Genomic DNA, 15,951 nt, shown 5'->3' on the forward strand with positions numbered 1-15,951 from the left:
CGACGGGTGAGAACGGGGAGGGCCAGTGGGCCAGGAGACGGTCGCCGGACGGTTCCGGATCACGGGGATCCTGGGCCGCGGGAACATGGGCGAGGTACACCGTGCCGAAGACCTTCAGGCCGCCCCGGACTCCCCGCACCGGCAGGTCGCCGTGAAGACCGTGCTGCGGAGCCGGACCGGGATCGCCGTCGACGCATCGGGGTCCGGCAAGGAGATCGACCGCTTCCGCCGTGAAGTGCGGATCATGCGCATGCTCTCCCAGGGGCACCCGAACCTCACCCTGCTGATCGACGGCGGCGTGGACGAGGCGCCGGGCGGCAGCGGACTGCCCTATCTGACCATGGAGCTGCTGGACGGCCATCCGCTCGCCGACCTCATCGACGAAGAACCACAGCTGCCGGTCTCCTGGGTCGCCGCCCTCGGGGCGCAGCTCGCCGCCGGTCTGGCCGCCGCGCACACCGCAGGGGTCGTCCACCGCGATCTGAAGCCGGCCAATGCGATGCTGACCCGCGACGGCACCGTCAAGGTCCTCGACTTCGGTATGGGTTCGGTCGTCGACGATCCTGACCAGACGCGGCTGACCAGTACGGGAGTCAGCGTCGGCACGGCTCGCTACATGGCGCCCGAGCAGTTCCGTGCCGAGCGGGTCTCCGCGTCGGCCGATCTCTACGCGCTCGGCTGCATCCTGTACGAACTGCTGATAGGGCGGCCGCCGTTCTCCGCGAGAACCCCCTACGAACTCTCCGAACAGCATCAGCACGAGCGGCCGCCGCAGCTGACCCTGGTGCGCCCGGATCTGCCCGCCGAGCTGGTCCGGCTGGTGGACCGCCTCTTGGAGAAGGATGCCGAACTCCGGCCCGACAACGCCGCCTTGGTCCGTGAGGCGCTGGTCCCGCTCGCCTTCGCACCGGACGACACGGCCGCCCTGCTGGCTCCGCACTGGCAGGTCATGGACCCGGTGGCGCGACTGCGCGCCCTCCTCCCCCAGCCCACCCCGGCCGCGCCCACGCCCGTGCCGCGCAGAGAGCCTCGTCTGCCTGAGGCGATGGACGTCTTCGGTATCCACTCCGATCTGATCAGCGAGTACGAGAGCTTCACCAAGAGCGCGACGGTGATCCGGGACGCCCGCATCTCCGGCTTCGTCGAGGACGATCTGGCGGCGAAGTCCCAGTGGCCCGACCCCTGGTTGTCGCTGAACCCGTTCTTCGCGGACGGCGGTCAGGTCACCGATCTCGTGCGGGACGGCGTGCTCCACCCGAGATGCGCGGAGATCTTCCAGGCCGACAAGAAGGAGAGCTCGCTGCGCCCCGACGGGCGTCCGCTGACCTTCCACCTTCATCAACGGCAGGCGATCGAGGCCGCACAGGCGGGCGACTCCTACGTACTCACCACCGGCACCGGTTCCGGCAAGTCGTTGTCGTACATCGTCCCGATCGTGGACCGTGTACTGAAGGAACGTCAGGCTGCCGGCCCCGATGCGGGTGGCCGGGTGCGTGCGATCGTCGTCTACCCGATGAACGCACTGGCCAACTCGCAGTTGGGCGAGTTGGAGAAGTACCTGCGCCACGGCTTCGGAAAGGGCCGGGAGCCGGTCACGTTCGCCCGCTACACCGGTCAGGAGTCCAAGGAGGACCGTCGGGAACTGCGCAAGAACCCTCCGGACATCCTGCTGACCAACTACGTGATGCTGGAGCTGATGCTGACCCGGCCGGACGACCGCTCCAGCCTGATCCGCATGGCCGAGGGGCTGCAGTTCCTCGTCTTCGACGAGCTGCACACCTACCGCGGCCGGCAGGGCGCGGACGTGGCGTTCCTGATCCGCCGGGTGCGTGAGGCCTGCCGTGCGTCCGCGACCCTGCAGTGCATCGGCACCTCGGCGACCATGTCCACCGAGGGCTCCTGGGAGGACCAGCAACGTGAGGTGGCGAGGGTCGCCGGCCGGCTGTTCGGCACGACGGTGCTGCCGAAGCGGGTCATCGGCGAGACCCTGGTCCGGGCGACCGAGGAGGCCTCCGAGAGCCTGCCCGCCGAGCGGCTTCGGGTGCCGGCTGCGCCCCGCTCGTACGCCGCTCTGACGAAGGACCCACTGGCCCGCTGGGTGGAGTCCCGGTTCGGTCTGGAGCGCGAGGAAGGGACGGAACGGCTGCGGCGCTGCGCCCCGGGCACCGTCGAGGAGGCGGCAGCCGAGCTGGCCGTGGCCTCCGGGGTGCCCGAGGAGACCGTGCGGGAGGCGATCCGGACGACCCTGGAGGCGGGCGCGCAGGCCAAGCATCCGGTGACTGGGCGGCCGCTGTTCGCGTTCCGGCTCCACCAGTTCCTCTCCAAGGGCGACACCGTCTTCACCACGCTCGAGGATCCGCTGACCCGGCCGCTGACCCGGACCTACCAACTGGAGCAGCCGAACAGCGACGGCAAGCCGTTGTTCCCGCTGGCGTTCTGCCGTGAATGCGGCCAGGAGTACCTGACCGTCTGGCGGACGGAGGAGGACGGCGCGTTCCGTTACGAGCCGCGCCGCGACACCTCCGCTTCGGGCGGCCGCGCGGGCGAGGGCTACCTGTACCTGGGCATGCCCGGCGAGGACTACGAATGGCCGGCCGATCCACAGAAGGCCGTGGACGACCGACGGCTGCCGGAGTCCTGGCTGGAGTCGGACGCGCAGGGTGTGACGGTCGTCAAGAAGTCCTACCGGCCCCGGGTGCCCAAGCGGGTCGTCGTGGACGCCCACGGCCACGAGTCGGGTGAGGGACTGGCGGCGGCGTTCGTCCCGGCGCCGTTCCTGTTCTGTGTGCACTGCCAGGTGTCCTACGAGCAGACCCGCGGCCGGGACTTCGCCAAACTGGCCGCCCTGGACCAGGAGGGACGTTCCTCGGCGACCTCGCTGATCTCCGCGTCGATCGTGAAGTCGCTGCGGGCGGTGCCGGAGGAGAGCCTGGGCAAGGAGGCGCGCAAGCTCCTGACCTTCGTGGACAACCGGCAGGACGCCTCGCTGCAGGCCGGGCACTTCAACGACTTCGCCCAGGTGACCCAGTTGCGGGGCGCCCTGTACCAGGCCGCGGTGCGAGCCGGTGAGGAGGGCCTCAGCCACGACAATCTCGCCGAGGCCGTCACCGAGGTGATGGGTCTGACGCCCGCCGAGTTCACGGACGTCGCGAACCTGACCCCGGCCATGGAGCGCCGGGCCGTGAAGGCCTTCCGGGACGTCGTCGGGTACCGCCTCTATCGCGACCTGGAGCGCGGCTGGCGTATCACGATGCCGAACCTGGAGCAGACAGGGCTGCTCAGGATCGACTACGAGGACCTGGGCTGGCTCGCCGCCAACGACGAGCGCTGGCAGTCCGCGCATGCCGTGCTGCGGCACGCCGATCCGGCGCTGCGCGAGGAGATCGCCCGTACTCTGCTCGATTTCATGCGGCGGGCGCTGGCCATCGACGTCCAGTACTTCCGCGACGACTTCGACACCCTGCAGCGGGCGAGCGAGGAGCGGCTGACCGGAGCGTGGGTGCTGAGCGAGAGCGACCGCCCGATTGTCGGAACCGCCTACCCGTACGGCTCGCGGCCGGGTATGGAACGCTCCGCGCTGTTCCTGTCGGCCCGCGGCAAGTTCGGCAAGTACCTGCGGCGGAACATGCCCGAGCTGCGCGAGCAGTCCGTGACCCTGGACGACGTCCAGAGCGTCATCGAGGACCTGTTGAAGGTACTGGTCGACGCCGACCTGGTGCGCGAGGTGGACGCGACCCCCGAGTTCTCCGGCCCGGCCTACCGGCGCCGCGCGGCGCAGAAGCGCACCGGTTACCGGGTGTCGGCCGCGGCGCTGATCTGGCGGGCCGGGAACGGCGAACGCGGCGCGGTCGACCCGCTCGCGCGCACCTACAGCAGTGGCGAGGGCCCACGCGTCAACCCGTTCTTCCGCGACCTGTACCGCACCGCGGCCGCCGAACTGGCCGGTCTGTACGCACGCGAGCACACCGCCCAAGTCCTCCCGGAGGACCGGCTGGAGCGCGAGGAGCAGTTCCGCAAGGCCGAACTGCCTCTCCTGTACTGCTCGCCGACGATGGAGCTGGGCGTGGACATCTCCTCGCTCAACGCCGTGCTGATGCGCAATGTGCCACCGACCCCGGCGAACTACGCGCAGCGCTCGGGTCGCGCGGGCCGTTCCGGTCAGCCCGCGCTGGTGACCACGTACTGCGCGACGGGCAACAGCCACGATCAGTACTACTTCCGGCGCTCCCAGGACATGGTGTCGGGTCAGGTGGCCCCACCGCGCCTCGACCTGGCCAACGAGGATCTGGTCCGCTCGCATCTGCAAGGCATCTGGCTGGCGGAGACGGAGATGCAGCTGGGCATCGCGATTCCGGAGGTCGTCGATGTCGCCTACGACCCGGACGGGGACGACCGCCCCGATCCACAGATGCAGCTTCCGCTCCGCTCCGACATCCTCAACCGGTCCCTGGACGAGGACGCCCGCAGACGCGCGACCGCCATCGCCCGTACCGTCCTCGCCCCGCTGATCCCGGACTTCGAATCGACCACCTGGTGGTACGACGAGTGGATCGAGGACCGGATCGAGCGGGCCCCGCAGGAGTTCGACGCGGCCTTCGACCGGTGGCGCCAGCTGTTCCGGGCCGCCGTCATCGACCAGTACGAGCAGAACAAGCGGGTCGTCGACCACACCCTCACACAGGGCGAGCAGAGCCGGGCGCGCAGCCGTCGCCGGGAGGCCGAGACCCAGACGAACCTGCTGCTGAACCGCTCCACCGACAGCAAGTCGGTGATGAGCGACTTCAACCCGTACCGCTATCTGGCGTCCGAGGGCTTCCTGCCCGGCTACAGCTTCCCGCGGCTGCCGCTGGCCGCGTACATCCCGCGCTCCGGCAACCGCCGCAACGCCGACGGCGACTACCTGCAGCGCCCCCGGTTCCTCGCGATCCGCGAGTTCGGCCCCGGTGCGCTCATCTACCACGAGGGCGCCCGCTACCAGGTCACCCGAGTCCAACTGCCGCCGGACGCCTCGGGCGAGTTGGCGACGGCGGAGGCCCGGCGCTGCGACGGCTGCGGCTACCACTACGCCGTCAAGCCCGGCCTCGACCAGTGCGACATGTGCAAGGAGGAGCTGCGCGGCAAGCGCACCGGCCTGCTCCACCTGCACACCGTGTACACCACGCCGCGCGAGCGGATCTCCTCCGACGAGGAGGAGCGCCGCCGGGCCGGTTTCCGGCTGGAGACCTCGTACGCCTTCCAGGACCACGGCGCCCGCAAGGGACGCCTCACCTCGCATGTCGCCGACGGCGACGGGGTGCCCGTCCTCGACCTGGACTACGGCGACTCGGCGACCGTGCGCATCACCAACCTCGGCCGAGTCCGCGACAAGGAGGGTGAGCCGGACGGCTACTGGCTGGACCTCGGCGACGGCCGCTGGCTCAACGACCGGGCCGCCGCCGACGCCATCGAGGGCACCGGTATGCCGGTGGTCGACGAGGACGGCAACGAGAAGCGCCGCAAGAAGCGGGTCCTGCCCTTCGTGGAGGACCGCCGCAACATTCTCGTGCTCACCCTGGAGGAGCCACTGCCCGAGCCGGTGGCGTGGTCGTTCCTGTACGCGCTGGAGCGGGGCATCGAGGCGGCGTTCGAGCTGGAGGACTCCGAGCTGACCGCGGAACTGCTCCCGCCGGACGACGGTCCACGGCGCCGCATGCTGTTCACAGAGGCCGCCGAGGGCGGCGCCGGTGTACTGCGCCGGATCCAGTACGAGAAGGACGCCCTGGCCAAGGCCGCGAAGACCGCCCTGGAGATCTGCCACTTCGACTCGGAAACCGGTGAGGACGAGGGCGGCCCTCAGGACGGCGAAGAATGCGCACGCGGCTGCTACGCCTGCCTGCTGACCTACGCCAACCAGACGCACCACCGCCAACTGAGCCGGCACGCCGCCCGTCCGCTGCTGGTCCGGCTGGCCGAGGCCCGCACCGAACGGGAGGACCGCGGCGAGTCCCGCAGTGAACTGTTCCGCAGGCTGGCTCCCGCGAGCACCTCGCCGACCCCGGTGGAGGCGGATCTGGCGGCCCTGGTCACGCAGGGCGATCTGCTCGGCTGGCTGAGGGCGAAGGGCTACCGGCTGCCGGACGAGATGAGCGCCCTCGTCCCGGAGGCCGGGGCCTGCCCGGACCTCGTCTTCCGGCTGGACGGCGCCAACCTCGCCGTGTTCGTCGACCTCCCGGGCCACACCCCCGACTCCACCCGCGACATCGAGGCCGGGTATCGCCTGGAGGACGCCGGCTGGGACGTCGTGCGATTCCCGACGGACGCCGACTGGGACACCATCGCGGACGCCAACGCCCTCTATTTCCACCTCCGTTGATCGCACCGCCTCCGTTGTCCGTCTCAGCGGCTCCCGACCTTTACGACTTTAGGAACCGAGACATCTCATGAGCCTCACGTACACAGCCGGCTCCCTGGTCGCCGCCCGGGGCCGGGAATGGGTGGTGCTGCCCGAGAGCGCCTCCGACATGCTGGTGCTACGCCCGCTGGGCGGGAGCGAGGACGACATCGCGGCCGTCTTCCCCGCCTTCGAGGACGTACGGCCGGCCGAGTTCGCGGCGCCGAGCCCGACCGACCTGGGCGACCAGCGGGCCGCCGGTCTGCTGCGCACGGCGCTGCGCATCGGGTTCCGGTCGGGTGCGGGCCCCTTCCGCTCACTGGCGTCGATCGCGGTGGAGCCCAGGGCCTACCAGCTGGTTCCGCTGCTGATGGCGCTGCGACAGCGCACGGTACGGCTGCTGATCTCGGACGACGTCGGCATCGGCAAGACGGTCGAAGCCGGCCTGATCGCCAAGGAGTTGCTCGCACAGGGCGAGGCGACCCGGCTGGCGGTGCTGTGTTCCCCCGCGCTGGCCGAGCAGTGGCAGGGCGAGCTGCGGGAGAAGTTCGGCATCGAAGCCGAGCTGGTCCTGGCCTCCACGGTGACGCGGCTCGAACGCGGTCTGGAACTGGGCCAGTCCCTGTTCGACAAGCACTCGTACACGATCATCTCGACGGACTTCATCAAGTCGACCCGGCACCGCGAGGACTTCGTACGGAACTGCCCCGACCTGGTGATCGTCGATGAGGCCCACAGTTGCGTGGCAGCCGACGACGCCGGGCAGGGCAACGCCTCGCCCTCCTCCAACCAGCTCCGCTACGAGCTGCTGCGCCGGATCTCCGCCGATGTCGACCGCCACCTGCTGCTGCTGACCGCGACCCCGCACTCCGGCAAGGAGTCCGCGTTCCGCAACCTACTCGGCCTGGTGCGGCCGGAGCTCGCGACGCTGAACCTGGAGACATCGGCGGGGCGGGCGAAACTCGCCGAGTACTTCGTGGCCCGCAAGCGCGCCGACGTCCGCACCTACCTCACCAAGGAGGACGGCCTCAGCGACGACTCCCTGGCCGAGCGCACCGCGTTCCCGTCCGACCGGTGGACGAAGGACGAACCGTACAAGCTCAGCCCTGCCTACCGGGCGCTGCTCGACGACGCCATCGCCTACGCCAGGGACCGCGTCCAGGCCGCCGGTGAGCAGGGCAAGCGGGAGGCCCGGGTCGCCTGGTGGTCGGTGATCGCACTGCTGCGCTCGATGGTCTCCTCCCCGGCCGCCGCCGCCCAGACCTTGAAGACCCGCTCGGAGTCCGCCGCCGCCCGCACCGCGCAGGAGGCGGACGTGCTGGGCGCCCCGGTGGCCGCTGACTCCGCCGAGAACGACCGCTTGGAGGGCATGGACGTCGCGCCGGGCGCCGCCGAGTCGGAGGAGGCGGGTGCAAGGCTGCTCGAACTCTCACAGCGAGCAGCGGAGTTGGTCGGCCCGGCGGAGGACGCGAAGCTCAAGGCGCTCACCAAGCACCTGAAGAGCCTGATCGCCGAGGGCTACCACCCCATCGTCTTCTGCCGTTACATCCCGACCGCCGAATACCTTGCCGCCCAACTCGACGGCAAGCTCGGCAAGAAGACGAAGATCGCCGCGGTGACCGGCACCCTCTCCCCGCAGCAGCGTCTGGAGCGCATCGAGCAGCTCGCCGCCGAATCCGCCGAGGAGGCCGGCGACCCGGCCGTCCGCCGCGTACTGATCGCCACCGACTGCCTCTCCGAGGGTGTCAACCTCCAGCACCACTTCGACGCCGTCGTCCACTACGACCTGGCCTGGAACCCGACCCGCCACGACCAGCGCGAGGGCCGCGTCGACCGGTACGGCCAAAAGCGCGACCAGGTCCGGGTCATCACCATGTTCGGCGAGGACAACGGCATCGACGGCAAGGTCCTGGAGGTGCTGTTCGCCAAGCACCGGCAGATCAAGAAGGACCTGGGCATCTCGGTCTCCGTCCCCGACGAGACGGCTTCCGGAGTGACGGACGCCGTGGTCGAGTGGCTGCTGCTGCACGGCCGTCAGGGCAGCCAGGAGAGCCTGTTCGAGCTCGAAAGCCACCAGGAGTCCTTCGACCGCATCGAGCGCGAGTGGTCCTCGGCCGCCGAGCGGGAGAAGACCTCCCAGTCCAAGTACGCCCAGCGCAGCATCCACCCGGAGGAGGTGGCCCGCGAGGTCGCCGCTGTACGGGCCGCGCTCGGCGACGCTGACGAGGTGCGCGACTTCGCCCTGGAGGCACTGCGCGACCTGGACGCGCTGGTCCGCGACCCGCGCGACGGCAGCGGCGACTTCACAGCCCAGGCCGGTGGCACTCCGGCCGGTCTGCGGGACGCACTCGCAGCGACCCTCGGGGGCCGGCTGATCGAGGAGGACCGGGAGATCCCGTTCCGTACGACACCGGCGATCGGCCGGGGCGAGGCCGCGCTGGTCCGCACCGACCCGGCGATCGGCGCGATCGCCTCGTACGTCCTCGACTCGGTGCTCGACGCGAACACCCCCGGCCCGCGCCCGGCACGCCGCTGCGGTGTGGTGACGACGGACGCGGTGACGATCCGCACAACGCTCCTGCTCGTCCGCTACCGCTTCCACCTCACGCTGCCGTCCCGTACCGGCGAGCGGCAACTGGTCGCGGAGGACGCCCGGTTGCTCGCGTACGAGGGCATGCCGTCGCGTGCCCGCTGGCTGGACGACGGGGCGGCCGGCGCGCTGTTGGCCGCGCGGGCCAGTGCCAACACCCATGAGCAGCTCGCCCGCAACCAGATCGGCCGTGCGCTGGACGGTCTGCCGGATCTAGCCGGGCATCTCACGGAGTACGGCACGAGCCTGGCCGCCGAACTCGCCGCCTCGCACCGCCGCGTGCGGAAGGCCAACGAGGAGATCGTCCGCGGTCTGAAGGTCGTCCCGCAGGAGCCCGCCGACGTGCTCGGTGTGTACGTCTACCTGCCGCAGCAGCCCGCTTCTACTGTGTCCGGAGCCGAAGCCTGATGCCCGTCACCGCCACCCGCACCGCCCTGGCCTTCACCGCCGTCACCACGGTCGGCGGGCTGCTCCCCGCCGACATGCTGCTGCGCATCGCCGAGGCGCGGAACCTGCCGGGCACCAAGTCCGCCGACTACGGCCTGCCCACCTCCGTTCCCGTCCGCGACGAGGCCGAGCGCGCCTGGGAGTACCTCAAGCCGCTCTGGCGTGACCTGCGCAAGGCCCTGCCCTCGGACCCGAACACCGGGGCCCCCGCCGCCGACCCGACGGGCCGAGCCGGTATCGACTGGCTGGCCCAGCTCTTCCGGAAGCTGGACTTCGGTGCGCTGACGGAGGTCGACGCGGCGGGTATCCCGGCCGACTCGGACCCGGAGAAGCGGTTCCCGGTGTCGCACCGGCATGGTCCGGCGCTCGTCCACCTGATCCCGTGGAACCAGGAGCTGGACAAGCGCCCGGCGGCGGGGCAGGTTCCGGCGCAGTCGATGCTTCAGGACTGCCTGAACCGTACGGAGGCCCACCTGTGGGCGGTCCTCACCAATGGCCGGCGTCTGCGTCTGCTGCGCGACTCGTCGTCCTTCTCCACGGCCGCCTACGTCGAGTTCGACCTGGAGGCCCTGTTCGACGGTGAGCTCTTCAGCGAGTTCGTGCTGCTGTACAGCCTCCTGCACGCATCCCGGTTCGCGGTGCCGGAGGGGGAGGCGGCTTCGGGGTGCTGGCTGGAGAAATGGCGCACGGAGGCAGTCACTTCGGGGGCGCGGGCTCTGGATCAGCTGCGGCTGGGGGTGCAGAACGCGCTGACGGTGCTGGGTACCGGATTCTTGCGGCATCCGGACAACGCCCGGCTGCGGGAGGACACCGACCCGAAGGCGCTTCGGGATGCGTTGCTGCGGCTGGTGTACCGGCTGCTGTTCGTGTTCGTCGCGGAGGACCGTGGGGCCCTGCTCGACCCGGACGCCGGCGAGCGGCAGCGGGAGGCGTACGAGCGGTACTTCTCTTCGGCGCGGTTGCGGGAGCGGGCGCGGCGGCGTCAGGGGACGGCTCATGGTGATCAGTACGAGGCGCTGCGGATCGTTCTTGACGCGCTGGGGACGGAGGGGGGCCGGCCGGAGCTGGGGCTGCCTGGGCTTGGCGGGCTGTTCTCCCACAAGGAGGCCGATGCGCCGCTGGAGGGGCTGAGGCTTTCCAACGAGTCGCTGCTCGCGGCTGTACGGCACCTCGCTCAGGTCCGTGACCCGGGTGCGCGGCGGTGGCGGGCCGTTGACTATCGGCATCTGGACGCCGAGGAGTTGGGCTCGGTGTACGAGTCCCTGCTGGAGCTGGAGCCGAAGCACTCGGCGACGGATCGGTCGTTCGAGTTGATCGAGGTGGCGGGGAACAGCCGTAAGACGACGGGGAGTTACTACACGCCGTCGTCGCTGATCGAGTGCCTGCTGGATACGACGCTGGACCCGGTGATAGACGATGCGGTCAAGCGGGGCGGGAAGCGGGCTGCTGAGGCTGGGCGTCCCGATCCGGCCGATGACATCGTGGCCGAGTTGCTTTCACTGACGGTGTGTGACCCTGCTTGTGGGTCCGGGCACTTCCTTGTCGCTTCGGCTCGGCGTATCGCCAAGCGGGTGGCGTCGGTGCGGGAGCGGAACCCTGAGCCGACGGTTGATGCGATGCGGCATGCGTTGCATGAGGTCGTGGCGCGGTGCATCTACGGTGTCGACCTGAACCCGATGGCCGTGGAGCTGGCAAAGGTGTCCCTGTGGATCGAGGCGATGGAGCCGGGCAAGCCGCTCGGGTTCCTGGACGCCCATGTGAAGCAGGGGAACGGCTTGATCGGCGCGACGCCGAAGTTGTTGGCGGATGGTGTTCCGGATGACGCGTTCAAGCCGATCGAGGGGGACGATCGGAAGTACGCGGCCGGGCTCGTCAAGCGGAACAAGGCTCAGCGGGGCGGGCAGGACGAGCTGCTGTTCGATACGGATGCGCTGCCGGGGAACGAGCGTTACGCCGCCGAGCTCGCCCGTATCGTTGCCGCGCCCGCCGATCTTCTGGAGCAGGTTCGGGCCCAGGAGTCTGCGTACCAGGCTTACACCGAGTCGGCCACGTATGTGCAGGACCTGCATGCCGCCGACGCGTGGTGCGCGGCGTTTGTGTGGCCCAAGCAGGAGGGTGCGCCGGAGGCGCCGACCGATCAGGTGTTTCGGGCGTTGCGGGGGCGGGATCAGTCTGCGGTTCCGGATGAGACGCACGAGTGCATTCTGCGGCTGCGGGATCAGTACAGCTTCTTTCACTGGCACTTGGAGTTTCCGGAGGTCTTCTCCGTTCCGGAGTCGGGGGTTGGGGTTCAGCCGGGGACGGGGTGGGCCGGGGGGTTCGATGCAGTGGTGGGGAATCCGCCGTGGGAGCGGGTGAAGCTTCAGGAGCAGGAGTTCTTCGCGCAGCGGGATCCGCGTATCGCCGAGGCCAAGAACGCCGCCGCGCGGAAGCGGCTCATCGCCGAGCTGTGCGATGATCCCGACGGGGTGCGTCTGTACACCGAGTTCGAGGAGGCCAAGCGGCGAGCTGAAGGGGAGAGCCACTTTCTGCGGGTCAGTGCGCGGTTCCCGTTGACGGGGCGAGGCGACATCAACACATACGCCGTATTCACGGAGACGGACCGCACGCTGACGGGGCCGCGGGGGCGGACGGGCGTGATTGTGCCGACGGGGATCGCTACGGATGCGACTACGCAGTTCTTCTTCAAGGACATCGTCGAAAAGGGCCAGTTGGCCGCGCTCTACGACTTCGAGAACGAGGAAAAGGTCTTCCCTGGAATCACCAACAAGATGCGGTTCTGCCTCTTCATGTTGCGTGGCACCGGCGATGCTCAGGACCCCGCTCGCATGGTGTTCAAGGTGCGCAGGGCACAGCAAATTCCCGAGCGCAGCTACCTCCTCACCGCTGAAGACATCCTGCTGATGAATCCCAACACCGGAACATGTCCCACCTTCAGCACCCGTCGCGACGCGGACATTACTCTCGGGATCTACCGACGCATGCCGGTACTGATCGACGAGACGGAGGAGACGGGCGGGAACCCATGGGGCATCTCATTCATGCGCATGTTCGACATGTCGAACGACTCTCACCTGTTCCGCCCCGCAGCTCAGAACGACGAGACCCTCGACGATCTCCTCAAAGCAGGCTGGACATTCGACGGCAACGTACTTGCCCATGGCGAGGAGCGCCTGCTCCCGCTGTACGAGGCGAAGATGTTGCATCACTACGACCACCGCTTCTCCACGTACGAAAACGCCACAGAGAAGCACCTGAACAAAGGGACACTTCCTCGTTTTTCCCTGAGGCAGCACCAGGACGCCACCGCCGCTCCTCTTCCTCGCTACTGGGTTCCGGAATCAGACGTTCCGACAGGCGAACTAGATAGGGACGGAAATCCGGTCATGGCCCCAGGAGTTCGTAGCCGCCTGACTGCAAAGGGCTGGCAGCATGACTGGGTTCTGGGTTGGCGAGACATCACTCACCGCGGGAATGAGCGCACTTTGGTCTGCTCCGCTTCACCGGCGTTCGGTTTCGGTCATCCCTTTCCTCTGCTGCTCCCGTCCAAGGCCGACCAAGCCCCACTGCTTCTCGCCGTTCTCTCCTCCATGGTGTTCGACTACATCGTCCGCCAGAAGATCGGCGGCACGCACCTAACCTACGGCTACGTCGAGCAGCTGCCGGTCCTGACGCCCAACCAGCTCGTCAGTCACAAGGAATGGATCGCTCATCGCCTCATCGAACTCACCTACACAGCAGTTGACATGACCAGCTTCGCCCACGACCTGGGCGACACCGGCACTCCTTTTTGTTGGAACGAAGAACGCCGTGCCCAAATCCGCGCCGAGTTGGACGCCCTCTTCTTCCACCTCTACGGCATCACCCGCGACGACACGGCGTACATCCTGGACACCTTCAACGTCACCCGCGACAACGACATCAAGGCGCACGGCGAGTACCGCACCAAGAACCTGATCCTCGCCGAGTACGACCGCATGGCCGCCGCTGGCCTCACCATCGAGAACCCTCTGACCGAGGGCGAGTCCGGCACCTACCGCTCCACCCTCACTCCACCCCCCGGCCAGGGCCCCAGGCACCCCGCCTGACAGCACGTCACCCCGTCGAGCAGATGGTCCTGGAGCGGGCTCGCTCATGGACCCGACCACCACCTGGAACCCGTACAACACACCGCAGCTTCACGCTGCGGCTTCCCTCGCGCCGACGGCCAGCCCATCGTGGGCCCAGCCATCACAGTCGAACAGGAGACCACGATGAGCACAGACGCCGATCACCTCCTCGACGGCATACCCGCGATGAGCAAGTACGACGAGCAGGTATGGGCCACGCTCAACGACCACTGGCAGCGCCGCAACAACCGCCGCGGCCTGCCGAACTGGGCAAGCACAGCGCTGAGTCGCACAGGCGAGGCTGCCGGAAAGGCCACCAGAAAGGTCGCGGACGCCGTCCCGGACGCTGTCTCGGAACCCATGCGGCGCGTGGGCGACGCGGTCGCCGACAAGGCCCTGCGACCGGCGCTCGCGGGCGCTGCTGCGTTGCTTGACCTCGTCAACGAGTCGGCCAGGGAGCTCAACGACCCGAAGAACGTCGAGAACCTCGCCCGCAAACAGGGTCTCGAACTCGAAAGCTTCACCGAACTGCGGAAGCAGGAACTCAAGTTCTGCGACCGGCTGCTGACCCGCAACACCCTCAAGTGGCGCACCGCAGGGGCCTTCGAAGGCGGCGCCATGGGCGTGCTGGCGTTGGTCCCCGTCGCCGGTATCCCTGCCGCGATGACGGCAGACATCCTCGTCGTCCAGGTAGTGAGCACGTCGATCGCCTCGCGGATCGCGTACTCCTACGGCTACGACGCCAAGGACCCCGACGAGCAGCTCTTCATCCAGCGCCTTGTACGCCGGTCCTTCATGGCCCAGGCGGCCAAGGCCGAGCCCTTGCGCGACACAGCACGGGCAGCGCACGCCCTCAAGGGACGCGTCAACTGGTCGCAGAAGCTCCGCCAGGACCATCGCCTCGTGGCCTCCCTGGAGAAGCTGATGCAGCAGCTCGGCCCGGCCGGCTCCAGGGTGCCGGTGCAGAACGTCGCCAAGGTCGTGCCGTTCGTGGGGATTCTCGTCGGTGCGGGCATGAATGCCGCAATCCTCGGCAGGGTGGCCGCCGACGCCCAGCGGTACTGTCAGACCCGCTTCCTGTGCGAGAAGTACGGCCTGCCGCTACCGGCCGCACTGGCGACCGACGACGAGGACGACGACCCGCAGGCCGACGCCCCGTGAGTGCTGGGTGGCGCCTGATCAAAGCGCCACCAACGCGTGCACCACTCCGCTCAGGCGTGGTCCACGAACCGCACGAACGACCGCCAGCCCTCACGGCCAACCGCAAAGGCGGGGCGACTCACGTCCTTGGAGTCCCGTACGTGGACGGCCTGTTCGGCGATCGCGATCTCCACGCAGCTGTCGCCCTCGCTGCCGCTGTAGCTGGACTTGAACCAGGCCAGTCCCGTCGCACCGCTGCTCATAGCTCTCCTCGCAGTCGCTCCAGCAGGTCCCGGGATTCCTTCGGGTTCAGGGCCTGCGAGCGCAGTGTGTCATAGCGGTGACAGAGCACACTCACCTCTTTCGGGTCGGAGATCAGTCGCCCGTTCTTCTGCCCCTCGGAGTATCCGAGCCGCCGCCCCTCTGATGTCTCCAACACCTGTACCGGCCCATCTAGACACGCATGCAACCCGGCATCCCACGGCACCAACTGAAGCGTCACATTCCGCGGCGCACTGCGCTCCAGCACATGGTCAAACAACCCGCGCATTGCCTCCGCATCTCCGAACCGCCGCCGAAACACATGCTCCTCAACGATGAAGCTGAACGGCACCTTCGGCCGCTCCCGCATCATCTTCTGCCGATCCATCCGCGCCGCGAGCTGCGCCTCCAGCTCTTCGTCCGTCCGCAGTGGAATCGTGCCCTGGAACACCGCCCGCGCATACGCCTCCGACTGCAACAACCCCGGCACCAGCCGACACTCATACGTACACAGACTCACCGCCTCCCGCTCCAGCCGAGCCCACCGCCGAAACCACGCCGCCAGCCCCGCCTCCCCCCGGCTCAGATGACGCGCAGCCCTCCGCAACGCACTCGTGTTGCCGGTCGCCCCCTCCGCCCGCTCCACGAACCCCTCGTCCGGCATCCGACGCCCCAACTCCACCGACTCAACGGTGTGTTTGGAGTACTGAACGATCGTGGCCAGCTCCTCCCGGCTCAGCCCCGCGTGTTCCCGCAACGCCTGGACGACCGCCCCGAACGTACGCAGACTGTCGGACGGATGAGGCTCCCGATCCCACTCCCCCGCCGAACCCGTCCGAGCGGCTCCAACCCCCGCAGCCGCCTCCGCCTCGACGATGTCCATCCGCCGCCCCTCTCTCCAGCCCTTCGGGCCCGCACACGATCACCACTCAGCGTGACGGCACCGCACTCATACTATCCACCCTGTGCGCCCGTACGCTGACTCCGCGTACGGGATGCCGCGCTCGCAACAGCCCCCACGCTCCCGCCACGCT

At 68.8% G+C, this 15,951-nt stretch carries 6 protein-coding genes; 4 read left to right on the top strand and 2 right to left on the bottom strand.

Going from position 1 to position 15,951, the window contains the following annotated elements; genetic code table 11:
* The first annotated feature begins 25 nt into the window (after positions 1 to 25).
* From IAG44_RS09280 to IAG44_RS09295, 4 genes are all read left to right on the top strand, one after another.
* Positions 26 to 6,352: a protein kinase domain-containing protein gene (locus IAG44_RS09280; RefSeq protein WP_187746652.1), complete on the top strand. Its 6,327-nt coding sequence runs from the start codon at positions 26 to 28 to the stop codon at positions 6,350 to 6,352.
* A 67-nt stretch (positions 6,353 to 6,419) separates the two neighbouring features.
* Positions 6,420 to 9,368, top strand: a complete 2,949-nt coding sequence (locus IAG44_RS09285) for a DEAD/DEAH box helicase (protein ID WP_187746653.1) — start codon at positions 6,420 to 6,422, stop codon at positions 9,366 to 9,368.
* A complete protein-coding gene (locus IAG44_RS09290; protein WP_187746654.1) occupies positions 9,368 to 13,495 on the top strand; it encodes an Eco57I restriction-modification methylase domain-containing protein in 4,128 nt (1,375 codons plus the stop codon). Before IAG44_RS09285 ends, IAG44_RS09290 begins: the two co-directional genes overlap by 1 nt.
* 165 nt (positions 13,496 to 13,660) lie before the next feature.
* Positions 13,661 to 14,677 carry an EcsC family protein gene (locus IAG44_RS09295; protein ID WP_187746655.1) on the top strand — a complete coding sequence of 339 codons (1,017 nt, stop codon included), beginning with the start codon at positions 13,661 to 13,663 and terminating at the stop codon, positions 14,675 to 14,677.
* A gap of 50 nt (positions 14,678 to 14,727) precedes the next feature.
* Here the strand turns inward: IAG44_RS09295 and IAG44_RS09300 are convergent, their stop codons facing one another.
* Both IAG44_RS09300 and IAG44_RS09305 read right to left on the bottom strand, forming a co-directional pair.
* On the bottom strand, positions 14,728 to 14,919 hold the full coding sequence (locus IAG44_RS09300) for a DUF397 domain-containing protein (protein WP_187746656.1): 192 nt from the start codon (positions 14,917 to 14,919) through the stop codon (positions 14,728 to 14,730).
* Positions 14,916 to 15,800, bottom strand: coding sequence for a helix-turn-helix domain-containing protein (locus tag IAG44_RS09305; protein ID WP_187746657.1), 885 nt, complete (start codon positions 15,798 to 15,800; stop codon positions 14,916 to 14,918). The genes IAG44_RS09300 and IAG44_RS09305 overlap by 4 nt, the downstream gene beginning before the upstream one ends.
* Positions 15,801 to 15,951 lie beyond the last annotated feature (151 nt).

Origin of the sequence: Streptomyces roseirectus (assembly GCF_014489635.1) — a bacterium.
GTDB classification, from domain to species: Bacteria; Actinomycetota; Actinomycetes; order Streptomycetales; family Streptomycetaceae; genus Streptomyces; species Streptomyces roseirectus.

Bases quoted from the DNA above. Each gene is read 5' to 3' on its own strand.
- IAG44_RS09295 (WP_187746655.1), top strand. From the start codon at position 13,661: ATGAGCACAGACGCCGATCACCTCCTCGACGGCATACCCGCGATGAGC.
- IAG44_RS09285 (WP_187746653.1), top strand. From the start codon at position 6,420: ATGAGCCTCACGTACACAGCCGGCTCCCTGGTCGCCGCCCGGGGCCGG.
- IAG44_RS09300 (WP_187746656.1), bottom strand. From the start codon at position 14,919: ATGAGCAGCGGTGCGACGGGACTGGCCTGGTTCAAGTCCAGCTACAGC.
- IAG44_RS09290 (WP_187746654.1), top strand. From the start codon at position 9,368: ATGCCCGTCACCGCCACCCGCACCGCCCTGGCCTTCACCGCCGTCACC.
- IAG44_RS09305 (WP_187746657.1), bottom strand. From the start codon at position 15,800: ATGGACATCGTCGAGGCGGAGGCGGCTGCGGGGGTTGGAGCCGCTCGG.